Below are 13,512 nucleotides of genomic sequence, written 5' to 3'. Positions count from 1 at the left end.
GTTTTACTTAGACAAAAAACACCTACTACTTAATATTGAGGAAATTCAACCTTCCTTCCCGGTAGATTTTCAATTACCTTTGAAGCTTATTGAAATTTTGGATTTGAAATGGATTACTTAAAAGGACTTAACCCCCCACAAAGAGAAGCGGTAGAACATACTGATGGACCCCTGATGATCATCGCTGGAGCAGGTTCGGGCAAAACGAGAGTTTTGACTTACAGAATTGCCCATCTCATCCATGCCAAGGGGGTGGATCCTTTCAATATACTTTCCCTTACTTTTACCAACAAGGCTGCGGCTGAAATGAAAAACCGGATCGAGAAACTGATCGGTCTCGAAGCAAGAAACACTTGGATGGGGACTTTCCACTCCACTTTTGCCAAAATTCTCCGGGTCGAATCAGAAAAGATCGGTTATCCATCAAATTTCTCCATTTACGATACCGATGATAGCAAATCCCTTATCCGGAGTGTGGTCAAGGAAATGAAACTGGATGATAAGGTTTACAAACCCAATACCGTGCTTTCCAGGATTTCCGGGGCAAAAAACAGACTGATCTCCTGGGAAACCTACCTCAATGATCCCTTTATCAAAGCCGATGATGAAGCGGCTATGAAACCCAAAATGGGGGAGATTTATAAGATCTACCAAAAAAGACTTTTCAAATCAGGAGCGATGGATTTTGATGACCTGCTCTTCAATACCAATGTACTTTTCAGAGACCATTTGGATATATTGAACAAATACCAACAGCGCTTCAAATATGTCATGGTGGATGAGTTTCAGGATACCAATGTCTCCCAATACCTGATCACCAAAAAACTGGCCGCAGTCCACCAAAACATCTGTGTGGTCGGTGACGATGCCCAAAGTATCTACGCTTTCCGAGGAGCCGACATACAGAATATCCTCAATTTCGAGAAAGACTATCCCGACCTATTTGTGGTCAAATTGGAGCAGAATTACCGTTCCACCAAAAATATTGTTCAAGCTGCCAACAGCATCATTGCCAAAAACAAAGCCCAACTCAAAAAAGACATCTGGACCCAAAACCATGAAGGGGATCAAATTGAACTGATCAAGGCAAGTTCTGATAATGAAGAAGGCAGAATGGTGGCCACCACTATTTTTGAAGAGAAAAACAACAAAAAACTCAACAACAGTGATTTTGCGGTTTTATACCGCACCAACTCCCAATCGCGGGCCATGGAGGAAGCATTGAGAAAAATGAACATTACCTACAAAATCGTAGGGGGACTGTCATTTTACCAAAGGAAGGAAATCAAGGACCTGATGGCTTACATGCGGTTCGTGGTCAATAGGGATGATGAAGAAGCATTTAAAAGAATTATCAATTACCCAAAAAGGGGAATCGGAGATACAACAGTTGAAAAAATATTAGTGGCAGCTTATGATCATGACATCCCGATTTGGGAAGTATTGACCAATGCCAATAATTTTTTGAGTGGTCGGGCTGCCAATGCTGTGGATGATTTTTCGACCACGATTAAAAGTTTCTCCATTGAGATGGAAAGAAAGGATGCTTTTGATGCTGCCAGCTCTATTGCCAAACAGTCAGGACTCCTTCGCGAACTCTATGAGGACAAGACCATTGAAGGCTTAAACCGCTATGAAAACGTACAGGAACTCCTCAATGCCATCAAAGAGTATGTGGACAATCCTGAAAATGAAGATAAGAGTTTGGGAGCATTTCTTCAGGAAATAGCCTTATTGACAGATAATGACCGGGACAAAGACACCACTGATGCAGTGACCTTGATGACCATCCACTCTTCAAAAGGATTGGAATTCAAGCAGGTTTTTGTAGTGGGAATGGAAGAAGATCTGTTTCCTTCCCAAATGATGATGCAGAGCAGGGAAGATTTGGAAGAGGAAAGAAGACTGTTTTATGTTGCCTCCACCCGTGCCATGGAAAAATTATACCTTACTTATGCCACTACCCGTTATAGATTTGGTAGATTGCTGAATTGCGAACCCAGTCGGTTTTTGGAGGAAGTTGATCCTATGTGTATCAGGGTCAACAAAAAATTATCCGCCTCCATGGCAGGAGCTTTTAGAAATGAAAGCAGCGAGGGAAGGTCAGGATTTGTAGGGCTCCAAAAACCGAATGTCCGACCGATGACCACCGCAAAAGTACATACCCCAAGCCCGGATTTCAAACCATCCAATACCAACAATTTGGCAGCAGGCATGAAGGTAGAGCATCCAAAATTCGGCTTTGGATCTGTCCAAAAAATTGAAATAGAAGGCATTAACAGAAAAGCAACAATTCAATTTGATAATTTTGGTGAGAAAACTTTATTACTTAGCTTTGCGAAGCTTCGAATAATCGAATAATTAATCCCCATTAAAAAGTTTTTTATAATTAACAATGTAAGAAATGGGCGGACAAATGAATACAGGAGAGACCAATAAGCATTCAGTAATTTTGAAAGAATACGGAAAAAATATCCAAAGGCTAGCTATTCACGTGGCCGAAATGGAAGACAGGGAAAAACGCACGCAAAGTGCTTACCTCTTGGTAGAGATGGTCAAACAGCTCAACCCCCAAATGAAAACAGAAAATGATCAGAAAATATGGGATGACCTGCATATCATGTCCAATTTCACCTTGGATGTGGATGGACCTTATCCCAAACCTGAACCAGAACTCCTTTTCAAAAAACCGAAAATAGTAGGTTATCCCAAAGGCGAGATCAAATTCAAACATTACGGCAGGAATATTGAGAAACTGATAGAAAAAGCTGTTGAAATTGAAGATGATGAAGAACAGGAAGCTGCCATCATCTATATTGGACAGTTGATGCGGAGTTTTCATTCCACTTGGAACAGAGAGAATTTTGACGACGGAATCATCCTTGATGACATCAAAACCCTTTCAAAAGGCAAACTCCATATCGACCTTGAAAAGGTCCGGGAAATGGGACTTTTTGAAACCAATACCAGAAGAGATTTTAAATTGCCTTCCGAACCGGAATCTTCCTCTTCCAATCACAACAGAAGAAAATTCAGTGGAAACGATAGAAGAAGAAACGGCGGTCACTCCAAAAAACGTAGATAAATGTCATCATTCAGAGTAAAAGGAGGCCTGAAGCTCAAAGGTGAAATCACACCTCAAGGAGCGAAAAATGAGGCCTTGCAAATCCTATGCGCGGTACTTTTAACCTCCGGCAAAGTTACCATCCACAAAATCCCCAATATCCGTGATGTCAATAAACTGATTGAACTGTTGGCTGACATGGGCGTGAAAGTGAATAAAATCGGTCCTGAATCTTATACTTTCCAGGCCGATCAGATCAATCTTCAATATCTGGAAACAGATGATTTTTTGACCAAAGCTTCTTCTTTAAGAGGTTCTGTGATGATCCTAGGGCCATTATTGGCAAGATTCGGGACAGGCAGATTATCAAAGCCCGGAGGGGATAAAATCGGACGAAGAAGAATGGACACCCATTTTACCGGATTCCAAAAACTCGGGGCTGAATTCCATTACGACAAGAAAAAAGAGATTTACCACATCGATGGCAAAAACCTGAAAGGGGCTTATATGCTCCTTGACGAAGCCTCGGTAACGGGTACGGCAAACATTGTTATGGCTGCGGTAATGGCAGAAGGCAAAACAACCATCTACAATGCGGCCTGTGAGCCATACCTTCAACAACTATGTGACATTCTGAATCGCATGGGAGCAAAAATCACCGGAATAGGTTCCAACCTGTTGAACATTGAGGGTGTGAAATCCCTGAAAGGCACAGAACATACGCTGCTGCCAGATATGATTGAAATCGGGTCATTTATTGGTCTTGCGGCAATGACCCAATCCGAAATCACTATCAAGGATGCCCAAATCCATAGGCTTGGAATTATCCCGGATACATTCCGAAGAATGGGCATCAAATTGGAATTCAGGGGAGATGACATCTTTATCCCTGCGCAAAAGCATTATGAAATAGAGACTTTTATCGATGGTTCGATCCTGACCGTTGCCGATGCAATTTGGCCGGGATTTACGCCTGACCTTTTGAGCATCGTTTTGGTTACCGCGACCCAGGCCAAAGGAACTGTTTTGGTACATCAGAAGATGTTTGAAAGCCGCCTGTTCTTTGTAGATAAGTTGATTGATATGGGTGCACAGATCATTCTATGCGATCCGCACCGTGCTACAGTGATCGGATTAGACAGGAAATATCCGCTAAGAGGTATCCGCATGACTTCGCCCGATATCAGGGCGGGGGTTTCTTTGTTGATTGCCGCACTTTCGGCTGAGGGAACATCGGTCATTGACAATATCGAGCAGATTGACCGTGGATATCAGTACATAGACCAAAGGTTGAATGCTTTGGGAGCGGATATTGTTAGGGTGGATTAGAAATTAAGAATTTAGATATTAGAATTTAGATTTATCTGTGGAAACGATTTCTTTTATCTGAATAATTAAAAAACCAAAAGCAAATAATCGATAAGGACATGAAAAAACTGAAACCTGAGGTCAAAACTCAGGTTTTTTTATCATTTTTTTGAAGCAAAAAACTTATCCAATGGTTTGTAAAATCCCCCGCATATTCCCTGACTTCCGGAACAGGTTGAGGTAACAAAAACAGTGGAATTGTAAAGTAGACTAATAGAGGTGATGAAAGTTTCTTCAAGACCTATATTGTCGAGTCGGGTCAATCTTATTGCTTGGTCATTCATGGACAATCGGTAAATCGATGTCCCTTCAAAAAGAACAATCGTGTCGTTAATACCTGAAATGTTATCATAAATTCTCCCAAGAAGCCTGCGATCATCTTTGGATACCTGATCGGAGTTGTATGTACCAACCAACTCGGGTTTTTTTCCCGACAGGTCTGACTTGTAAACCATCAGGGGAAATGTTTCCATTGCCTCACTTGCAAAAGTGATAATATCATCCCCTACCTGTACAGATTTGGTGTAATATTCAAAACGAACTTCCATATTTCCGCTTTGATCGAAATCAAAAGTTTTATTTCCGATCGTGACCCTCATGAAGTTTTCAAATACCTTAAAATTCCAAATACTTACCCAATCATCGAAAAATTCCTCCTTGATCAGTTTTTGTTCCAATATTTCTACTTTTCCGTTTTTTACAGCCGTCTTTAGCCAAAGGAAATTAGGGGTGTATTTTGTTTCTCCAAAAATTATAGGTGCTTGGTAAGGCACCAGTACATGGCCATTTTGATTGATACCTATCTGATCCCCATATCTAAAATAGACTTGTCCGAAACTACCAAATAACGGATCAAATTCTCTCATCTTAATGACTAAGGCATCTTCTTCAAAGGGTCTTCCGGCTGGCATAAGAATAATTTCATCGTTTTTGATGGTTGCCATAAGCGTTTCTGAAATGGGAAGTCGATAGACTATTTCTTCTGGTAAAAAGCGACTGAGATCATTAAAATTGTTTATACTCCAAAGTGTCGCATCATTGTATATTCCAGTCTCCGATGCGGCATATAGTTTTCCGTTGATTTCCTTAGCATGGGTAAGTCCCTTTTGAAAACTAAGTGCCGGCTTCCAGATTACATATTCTTCGGGAGGATTTTCATTTGTAACACAGGAAAAAAAAGAAACTGAGCAAAAGAAGATTAAAAGAATGGGGAAAATGGATGCACGTTTCATGATGGGACTCCTGGCCTTGTGAATTATCTTAAAACGTTTAAAACTAAGGATTATTACTAAGAATATAAATAGCCAGTAGTTGGTATTTATTAAAGGGTAATCTTTCTCTTTGTAAATAGCCTGGTTTTCTAAGAAGTTGGATGCAAAGGATTGGTAAAAAGACCAGAGGGCTTCCCAAAAATCTGTCTCCGAGGATAACATTTTCAGGTATCTTTTCCCTTTCCTCCAAAACTTTTCCTAACTTCATTTTCATATTGATCAAATTAAATTTTGGGATCAATCAACCCTATTTAACCCATGGAAGAAAAGAAATTACGAAGCCAGGAATGGTTTGGCCGTAAAGGAAAGGACGGCTTTATTTACCGGGCCTGGATGAAAAATCAAGGATTTCCCCACCACCTTTTTGAAGGTAGACCGGTCATCGGTATCTGCAATACCTACTCCGAACTCACTCCCTGCAATGCCCATTTTAGGGATTTGGCAGAAGCTTTGAAAAGGGGGATTTGGGAAGCAGGCGGATTTCCACTGGAGTTCCCTGTGATGTCCTTGGGAGAATGTTCCATCAAACCTACCGCCATGCTTTTCAGAAACCTGGCCAGTATGGATGTGGAAGAAAGCATCCGTGCCAATCCCATGGACGGCGTAGTCCTGATGTGCGGTTGTGACAAAACTACCCCATCACTAGTCATGGGTGCCGCCAGTGTCAACTTGCCCACGATTGTGGTATCAGGAGGCCCAATGCTTGCCGGAAGATTCAAAGGAAGAAAAATCGGCACTTCCGATCTTTGGCGATTTGCTGAAGAATTCAAAAAAGGAGAATTATCACAAGAAGATTTCACAGCAGCTGAGGCTGCCATGGCACGGTCGCAGGGTCATTGTGCACCAATGGGGACTGCCTCCACTATGGCTGCCATGGTGGAATCTTTGGGTCTTGCGCTTCCCGACAATGCCACCATCCCTGCAGCTGATTCCAGAAGAAAGGTTTTGGCCCATATGTCAGGGATCAGAATAGTGGAAATGGTCAAGGAAGACCTGAAAATGAGTGATATACTCACCCGAAAATCCTTTGAAAATGCCATTATGGTGAATGCAGCATTGGGTGGTTCTACCAATTTCATCCTTCATTTGTTGGCCATAGCAGGAAGGATGGGTATTGAACTTAATATTGATGATTTTGACAAATTCTCCTCTCATGTCCCTTTGATTGCTAATGTGCAGCCTTCTGGGGAAAACTTTGTAGAAGACCTTTTCTACGCAGGCGGTCTTCCGGCAGTGATGAAGGAAATTGCTTCACTCTTGCATTTGGATACCAAAACCGCCAACGGTAAAAATCTTTCTGAAAATATTCTCAACGCTGAATGTTGGGACAGAAACCTGATAGGTACCTTGGAAAAGCCCTTCAAACCTGAATCAGGAATTGCCGTGCTAAAAGGTAATCTTTGCCCGGAAGGTGCTGTACTCAAACCTTCAGCTGCGACGCCTTCATTATTGACCCACCGAGGTCAAGCGGTAGTCTTTGAGGACATTGATGATTATAAGAAAAGGTTGGATGATCCTGATCTGGATGTTACTCCTGATTCAGTCTTGGTTTTGAAAAATGTGGGGCCAAGAGGCTATCCCGGAATGCCCGAAGTTGGAAATATGCAGTTGCCCATGAAAATCATCCAGCAGGGAGTCAAAGATATGGTCAGGATATCCGATGGCAGAATGAGTGGAACAGGTTATGGAACTGTCGTTCTGCACGTTTCTCCTGAATCCGCCGTAGGTGGTAATCTGGCTTTGGTGGAGAATGGGGATTGGATAGTCTTGGATGTACCCAATAGATCACTAAATTTAGAAGTATCTGAAGAAGAACTGGAAAAGCGGAGATCCAATTTCAAGCCTTTGAACTTGGGCTATGAAAGGGGATATGTCAATATGTTTATCCAAAATGTGACCCAGGCCCATGAGGGAGTTGATTTTGATTTTCTCAAAGGAGCTTCAGGGCCTGAGGTCAAAAGAGATTCACATTAAGTTCATGTTTTGATTATCGTTTTCTTTGCCAGAAACCTGTCAACCAATATCATGGGGAGCAGTTGGGAAGAAGACGGAAGACGGAAGACAGGAGACGGAAGTAATTGGTATTTCGGTCTCCTACCAATTTCTATATTGAATTATCAGTTATACACTCTATAACGTAGGTACATAAAACCTTCTTTCAAAATGAAAAACCACAATAAAGTTGCTCTTATCACCGGTGCAGGTCAGGGCATTGGTTTGGAAATAGCCAAGCTTTTGGCCGAAAAGGGCCATCATGTCATTATCAATGATATTGAAAAAAGCCTTACAGAAGATGCTGTCAAAGAAGTTTTGAAAACATCAAATGCCAAAGTGTTGGGATTGTCCGGTGATTCGGGTGATTTGGAGTTTATCAGAGAAATGGTCGGTTTTGCCCAAAAGGAATTCGGAAACCTCAATGTGGTCATTGCCAATGCCGGAATCACTTTATATGGGGATTTTTGGGAATATGACCCAAAAGATTTTTTTGAAGTTCTTAGGGTCAACATGGGCGGTACTTTCTTTTTGGCACAAGCGGCTGCAAGGGTCATGAAAAATCAGGCAGATGGCGGTTCTCTCCTTTTCACCTCTTCAGTGACTGCCCATCAGGCACATAAAAACCTGGCTGCTTATGGCATGAGCAAAGCAGCTATAGAAATGCTTGCCAAAAACCTGGTCATCGAACTTTCAGAATATAAGATCAATGTCAATACCATCGCACCGGGTGCAACCTTGACCAAAAGAACTGCCATGGACAAGGATTATGAAAAAACATGGTCAAGGATCACACCAATGGGCAAACCTGCATCAGTTACAGATATAGCCCACGCAGCTGTTTTCTTGGTAACCGATGAGGCCAGACATATTACAGGACAGAATCTAGTAATTGATGGTGGATGGACCAGTATAAGTCCTTCGCCTTATTGAATATGAAAGCCCACTTCCAAGACCTCTACGAGTACAGTCACCAAAGCGACCTAACCACAATCGGTTTGCTTGAAAAATACGGCTCTGAAGTTCCTGAAAAAATCATCAAAAATTTCAGTCATATTCTCAATGCGCAACACCTTTGGAACCACAGAATAGAAGGAATTAAATCTTCATTCAAAGTCTGGGATATTCACCTTATCAGCCAATTCAGAGAAATCAATGAATCTTTATTTCTTCAATCATTCAGAATCATAGAAAAAGAGGATTTTGAGAGACAAGTAAACTATATCAATTCGCAGGGAGAATCTTTTACCAATACAGTCAAGGAAATACTTTTCCATGTAGTCAACCATTCTACCTACCACCGTGGTCAAGTCATGCTCCAATTACGTGAATCAGGATTGGAAGCTATTTCTACAGATTACATATTTTACAAAAGAAAATAAAACAATTCTCAAAAAAGCTTAAGCATGTCAGGCCCACAAAAACCAATCAACCCCTCTCCTGCACCTTGGAAATTGACCGGAGAGGGCATTATCCTTGTCTACAAATTCAATAAAAAATGGGTTGAAGAAAACGGCTTTTTAAATGATATTCAAAAAGGGAATTTCAAAGGAGGCTTGGGGTTCGTCATGTTGGTCAATTATCATAATTCACCTGTCGGTCCTTATAAAGAGTTGTTGTTTATCCCAGGGAAATTCACTCCACATAAAAGACAATCCATCACCCGGATATTTGTAGATTCTGAGGAAAGCACTGTAAACGGCAGGTTCAATTGGGGAATTCCCAAAGAGACAGTCCCAATTATCTGGCAAAAAAAGGGGAAAGAAGAAACCATCGGTATCGGACATGAAGATGATCCGATCCTTTTCTGTAAAATTACTTCAGGAGGTATCCCTTTTCCTGCATCCACGAAACTAATCCCCATTCATCTTTTTCAGGAATTGGATGGGAAAACTTTTTTAACCGACCCAAGTGGTTCTGGTTGGGGGAAATTTGCAAAAATTGTGTCACTCAAAATCAACGGAAAATATTTCCCCAATATCAAAAACCAAAAACCACTGTTGTGCATCAAAATCAATCCCTTTACGATGCATTTCCCTTCTCCTGAATAAATGTACATCTACAACCAAAATATTGTCGTTACAGGTGCTGCTTCAGGAATCGGCAAGGAATTGGTCTGCCAACTCAGTGCATCGAATAATCATATTTTGGCTGTAGATATTGACTTGGAGAAACTTGGGGAATTAAAAAACAATTACCCTAAGATTGAATTTTTGTGTTTGGATCTTACCCAAATAGAGAGCCTGCTTGAAATTTTTGCTTGGATACATGATCACTGGAAAAAGGTAGACATCTTTTTTGCCAATGCAGGTTATGCCAAATATAGCTCTTGGAAGGACCTTGCTGCCGATGATTTTGAAAAGCTACTTCGCATCAATACCCTTGTTCCTATTGAAACTGCGAAACAGTTATTCAAAAACCAACCGGATTATCCTTTTAGATTGGTCATCACAGCTTCCGCCATGTCTTTTTGGCATATTCCCGGCTATGGTGCATATGCAGCTTCAAAGGCCGGACTTCACCAATTTGCAGAAACAATCCGAACTGAGGGAGGTGGGGATTGGCTGACTTTGGTGTACCCCATAGCCACCAAAACCAAATTCTTTGAAAAGGCAGGGAGTTCCATTCCAAAAGCATTCCCGGTTCAATCAGTGGAATCCGTAGTGAAAATCATGATAAGGGGAGTAGCAAAAGGGAAGACAAGAATTTTCCCTTCAAGAACTTTTCGAATCATTCAGTTGGTCAACAGGATTCTTCCGGTTTTCAAACCCACTTATCTTAAACTGGAAAAAAATAAATTTGATAATTGGACCCATAAAACCAAAAACCTGTGATCCTGTAAATTAGATGGGGCATTTCTCTGAAGAAAAAGTTAAATTGCTTTCAACCACTTAAAAACCTTAACCATGAAAAACTTCTGCTATATTATTCTGGCCCTGTTATTTATCACTTCCTGTGCCCCAAAGGAGGAAGCTTCCCTACCAATGAAAGTAGCCAAGGCCTATGGCTTTGACAATTTCGATAAAATCAATTCCATAGCCTATACCTGGAATGTACAGGCAAATCCGGAAACAGTCCGAACAAGAGATTGGAAATGGAATATCAAAGAAAGGACAGTTTATTATGCAGATGCTGATACCAGCTACACCTATAGCCTCGACCTTCCCGCTGACCAAATGCCTCCCGCAGACAAGGGATTTATCAATGACAAATACTGGCTGATGTATCCCTTTCAGTTGGCATGGGACAGTGGCTATACCTATGAAGTGGAAGAAAATGTCCCCGCTCCCATTTCAGGTAACAACAGCACCAAACTGATCATTATCTATAACACTGAAGATGGATATACCCCCGGTGACGCCTATGACCTTTATTTGGATGAAGACCACCTTATCACTGAATGGGTATTCCGAAGAGGAAACGGACCTGAAGGAAGGGCTATCACCTGGGAAGCCGAGAAAGAATTCAAAGGAATCAAATTTGCAACCGAACATAAAAATGATGAAGGGATGAAGTTTATTTGGTTCACCAATATTCAGGTGGATTGAATTTATACCATGACTTAAAATAACATTAACAGTTTAGATTTAATTTAACGCTTTAGTTGAATTAATCGATAGAACACTGATGACACAGATTTTACTGATTTGCACAGATGCGAAAATCGGTGAAAATCTACTCAATCAGCGTTATCCAGATGATCGGGACAGGTCATGAGTTCTAATAAAAGCTATCGGATATAGATTCACTTTTGGGTGAATTTTTACATGAAATCAATTAGCATAAATTTGTGTTTTATCTTTTAGATACAGATAAAATTTCCTAAATAGATATTATGAAATCAATAGAGAACTTGGAAGAGATTTGGCCAAAGGTTGAAAAATTAGATAAAGAAGATCAGCTCATGCTGGCTGAAAAAATTCTTTCTAAGATCCACCAAGAAAATCAATCAAGAAAAACCAAATCGTTGGCATTAACCGATTTGAAAAACTTAGGGAGTGAAATATGGAAAGACATTGATGTCAAACAATATCTCCAGGATTTAAGACAATGGGATTAGAAAAAAGCTCTTTTAAAGGTAAATTTTTTATAGATACTGCACCTCTAATTTATTTTATTGAGGGAAATGAAAAGTACCAGGAAGTTCTAGACCGCTTTTTTAAATCAAACCAACAAGGTTTAAGTATTCTTTATAGTTCTGCATTGACGTTGACCGAACTTCTTGTGCATCCCATGAAATTAAACAGGGAAGACCTTGTCCAAAAATATGAATTGATTTTAACCCAGTCCCAGTATTTTGAATTAATACCCCTCGATGTTGAAATAGCAAAATTGGCTTCAAAGCTTAGAGTAAAATATGGACTCAAAACTCCCGATGCGATTCAAATAGGAACATCCATTCAAGTTGGCTGTGATTTTTTCCTAACCAATGACTTAGGACTAAGGAAAGTGACGGAAGCCAAGGTAATTATAATGGACAATCTACATAAATTAGAAAAATGAAAATTAAAAAAATTATTCTTCTCCCACTTCTGATATTTCCAATCCTAGCCTTCTCCCAAAAACTCACAAAAACCGAGCAGCAACTCGTTGACCTGATAGACAAAAACTATGAAGAAACAGTTACCCTGTTGGAAGAAACTGTCAACATCAATTCGGGTACTTTAAACATGGAAGGTGTCCGCGAGGTGGGCAGGGTTTTTGAAAGGGAATTTGCCAAAATCGGTTTTCAGACTGAATGGATAACTTTACCCGGCTCTCTGAAGCGGGCAGGTCATTTTGTGGCAACAAGAAAGGGAACAATAGGCAAAAAGCTTTTCTTTATCGGACACTTGGATACTGTATTTGAAAAAGACATGCCCTTTTACCCCTTCACTATGGTCAATGATTCCACTGCAAAGGGTCAGGGCGTCAATGACATGAAAGGCGGTAATGTGATGATTTTCGCTACTTTGAAAGCATTGGATGAAATGGGACTTTTGAAAGACCGGACCATTACTGTCTATTTCCCCGGAGACGAAGAAAATGCAGGAGATCCTTCCTGGGTCAGCAGGGCAGACTTTGTGGAAAGGGCCAAGCAGCATGACTATGCCTTGGGTTACGAAACCGCCCAAGGATTCAATATCGCCACTGTAGCCAGAAGGGGTGCAAGTGGATGGACTTTGAAAACCACAGGCAAACAAGTGCATTCCTCGGGAGTTTTTAGGGAGTCAGTTGGCTACGGGGCCATTTATGAAGCATCAAGGATACTCAATCAATTCCGGGAGGAATTGGCAGGAGAGCAATACCTGACATTCAATCCCGGACAGTTTATTGGCGGTTCAGATATCAGCTATAATCAGGACACGGGAGAGGGTGAAGCATTGGGCAAAACCAATATTGTGGCGAGGGAAGCTTTTGTTACCGGGGATTTACGGTTTTTGGGTGAACCCCAAAAAGAAGCTGCCAGGGAAAAAATGAAACAGATTGTATCCAAAAACCTTAACGGAACTACAGCCGAAATCAAATTCCAGGATGGCATACCTTCTATGCCCCCGACACCGGGAAATTATGCTTTGGTGGATATTTTGAGCCAGGTCAGTGTAGATATGGGTTTTGGGGAAGTAAAAGCAGGAGACCCCGGTTCAAGGGGTGCGGGTGATATTTCCTATGTGGCCGATTATCTGGATTGCATCGATGGCTTGGGTGCATCGGGTACAGGTGCCCACTCTCCCGCTGAGACAATCAATATGAAACAGTATCCGGATTTAATTAAAAGGAGTACAGTGTTTGTTTATCGATTATTGAAATAAATAATTCGTTTGAAATTAAAAACTA

General features: G+C 41.0%; 13 protein-coding genes. 12 read left to right on the top strand and 1 reads right to left on the bottom strand.

The window, feature by feature from the left end:
* The first annotated feature begins 108 nt into the window (after positions 1 to 108).
* Genes B9A52_RS10165 through murA form a run of 3 tightly spaced genes read left to right on the top strand, consistent with a single transcriptional unit; the run spans position 109 to position 4,393 of the window.
* The gene (locus B9A52_RS10165; protein ID WP_084120321.1) at positions 109 to 2,361 is read left to right on the top strand and encodes an ATP-dependent helicase; all 2,253 of its coding nucleotides are present in this window, start codon (positions 109 to 111) and stop codon (positions 2,359 to 2,361) included.
* Positions 2,362 to 2,416: 55 nt separating this feature from the next.
* Positions 2,417 to 3,085 carry a DUF4290 domain-containing protein gene (locus B9A52_RS10160; protein ID WP_084123461.1) on the top strand — a complete coding sequence of 223 codons (669 nt, stop codon included), beginning with the start codon at positions 2,417 to 2,419 and terminating at the stop codon, positions 3,083 to 3,085.
* Positions 3,086 to 4,393: a UDP-N-acetylglucosamine 1-carboxyvinyltransferase gene (murA, locus tag B9A52_RS10155; RefSeq protein WP_084120319.1), complete on the top strand. Its 1,308-nt coding sequence runs from the start codon at positions 3,086 to 3,088 to the stop codon at positions 4,391 to 4,393.
* Positions 4,394 to 4,533: 140 nt separating this feature from the next.
* Here the strand turns inward: murA and B9A52_RS10150 are convergent, their stop codons facing one another.
* On the bottom strand, positions 4,534 to 5,664 hold the full coding sequence (locus tag B9A52_RS10150) for a hypothetical protein (RefSeq protein ID WP_084120317.1): 1,131 nt from the start codon (positions 5,662 to 5,664) through the stop codon (positions 4,534 to 4,536).
* Between the two features lie 297 nt (positions 5,665 to 5,961).
* Here B9A52_RS10150 and B9A52_RS10140 point away from each other — a divergent pair, with 297 nt between their 5' ends.
* The 9 genes from B9A52_RS10140 to B9A52_RS10100 all read left to right on the top strand — a co-directional run bounded on the left by B9A52_RS10140 (position 5,962) and on the right by B9A52_RS10100 (position 13,487).
* Positions 5,962 to 7,677, top strand: coding sequence for an IlvD/Edd family dehydratase (locus tag B9A52_RS10140; RefSeq protein ID WP_084120312.1), 1,716 nt, complete (start codon positions 5,962 to 5,964; stop codon positions 7,675 to 7,677).
* Between the two features lie 189 nt (positions 7,678 to 7,866).
* Positions 7,867 to 8,628, top strand: coding sequence for an SDR family NAD(P)-dependent oxidoreductase (locus B9A52_RS10135; protein WP_084120310.1), 762 nt, complete (start codon positions 7,867 to 7,869; stop codon positions 8,626 to 8,628).
* Positions 8,598 to 9,077 (top strand): DinB family protein, encoded by a 480-nt coding sequence (locus B9A52_RS10130; protein WP_084120308.1) that lies wholly within the window; start codon positions 8,598 to 8,600, stop codon positions 9,075 to 9,077. The genes B9A52_RS10135 and B9A52_RS10130 overlap by 31 nt, the downstream gene beginning before the upstream one ends.
* 24 nt (positions 9,078 to 9,101) lie before the next feature.
* Positions 9,102 to 9,746: an acetoacetate decarboxylase family protein gene (locus tag B9A52_RS10125; protein ID WP_084120306.1), complete on the top strand. Its 645-nt coding sequence runs from the start codon at positions 9,102 to 9,104 to the stop codon at positions 9,744 to 9,746.
* Positions 9,747 to 10,529 (top strand): SDR family NAD(P)-dependent oxidoreductase, encoded by a 783-nt coding sequence (locus B9A52_RS10120; protein ID WP_084120304.1) that lies wholly within the window; start codon positions 9,747 to 9,749, stop codon positions 10,527 to 10,529.
* A gap of 72 nt (positions 10,530 to 10,601) precedes the next feature.
* A complete protein-coding gene (locus tag B9A52_RS10115) occupies positions 10,602 to 11,243 on the top strand; it encodes a hypothetical protein (RefSeq protein WP_084120302.1) in 642 nt (213 codons plus the stop codon).
* 287 nt (positions 11,244 to 11,530) lie between these two features.
* Positions 11,531 to 11,755 carry a hypothetical protein gene (locus B9A52_RS10110; RefSeq protein ID WP_084120300.1) on the top strand — a complete coding sequence of 75 codons (225 nt, stop codon included), beginning with the start codon at positions 11,531 to 11,533 and terminating at the stop codon, positions 11,753 to 11,755.
* On the top strand, positions 11,746 to 12,198 hold the full coding sequence (locus B9A52_RS10105; RefSeq protein WP_084120298.1) for a type II toxin-antitoxin system VapC family toxin: 453 nt from the start codon (positions 11,746 to 11,748) through the stop codon (positions 12,196 to 12,198). Before B9A52_RS10110 ends, B9A52_RS10105 begins: the two co-directional genes overlap by 10 nt.
* The gene (locus B9A52_RS10100; RefSeq protein WP_084120295.1) at positions 12,195 to 13,487 is read left to right on the top strand and encodes a M20/M25/M40 family metallo-hydrolase; all 1,293 of its coding nucleotides are present in this window, start codon (positions 12,195 to 12,197) and stop codon (positions 13,485 to 13,487) included. Before B9A52_RS10105 ends, B9A52_RS10100 begins: the two co-directional genes overlap by 4 nt.
* The last annotated feature ends 25 nt before the right edge of the window (positions 13,488 to 13,512 follow it).

The organism is Aquiflexum balticum DSM 16537 (assembly GCF_900176595.1).
GTDB classification, from domain to species: Bacteria; Bacteroidota; Bacteroidia; order Cytophagales; family Cyclobacteriaceae; genus Aquiflexum; species Aquiflexum balticum.
This window is presented reverse-complemented; position numbering and strand designations above follow the sequence as displayed.

What these genes read in the sequence shown, in the direction of transcription:
- B9A52_RS10160 (WP_084123461.1), top strand. Translation starts at nt 2,417, where the DNA reads ATGAATACAGGAGAGACCAATAAGCATTCAGTAATTTTGAAAGAATAC.
- B9A52_RS10110 (WP_084120300.1), top strand. Translation starts at nt 11,531, where the DNA reads ATGAAATCAATAGAGAACTTGGAAGAGATTTGGCCAAAGGTTGAAAAA.
- B9A52_RS10150 (WP_084120317.1), bottom strand. Translation starts at nt 5,664, where the DNA reads ATGAAACGTGCATCCATTTTCCCCATTCTTTTAATCTTCTTTTGCTCA.
- B9A52_RS10120 (WP_084120304.1), top strand. Translation starts at nt 9,747, where the DNA reads ATGTACATCTACAACCAAAATATTGTCGTTACAGGTGCTGCTTCAGGA.
- B9A52_RS10130 (WP_084120308.1), top strand. Translation starts at nt 8,598, where the DNA reads ATGGACCAGTATAAGTCCTTCGCCTTATTGAATATGAAAGCCCACTTC.
- B9A52_RS10125 (WP_084120306.1), top strand. Translation starts at nt 9,102, where the DNA reads ATGTCAGGCCCACAAAAACCAATCAACCCCTCTCCTGCACCTTGGAAA.
- B9A52_RS10135 (WP_084120310.1), top strand. Translation starts at nt 7,867, where the DNA reads ATGAAAAACCACAATAAAGTTGCTCTTATCACCGGTGCAGGTCAGGGC.
- B9A52_RS10100 (WP_084120295.1), top strand. Translation starts at nt 12,195, where the DNA reads ATGAAAATTAAAAAAATTATTCTTCTCCCACTTCTGATATTTCCAATC.
- B9A52_RS10140 (WP_084120312.1), top strand. Translation starts at nt 5,962, where the DNA reads ATGGAAGAAAAGAAATTACGAAGCCAGGAATGGTTTGGCCGTAAAGGA.
- B9A52_RS10105 (WP_084120298.1), top strand. Translation starts at nt 11,746, where the DNA reads ATGGGATTAGAAAAAAGCTCTTTTAAAGGTAAATTTTTTATAGATACT.
- B9A52_RS10115 (WP_084120302.1), top strand. Translation starts at nt 10,602, where the DNA reads ATGAAAAACTTCTGCTATATTATTCTGGCCCTGTTATTTATCACTTCC.
- B9A52_RS10165 (WP_084120321.1), top strand. Translation starts at nt 109, where the DNA reads ATGGATTACTTAAAAGGACTTAACCCCCCACAAAGAGAAGCGGTAGAA.
- murA (WP_084120319.1), top strand. Translation starts at nt 3,086, where the DNA reads ATGTCATCATTCAGAGTAAAAGGAGGCCTGAAGCTCAAAGGTGAAATC.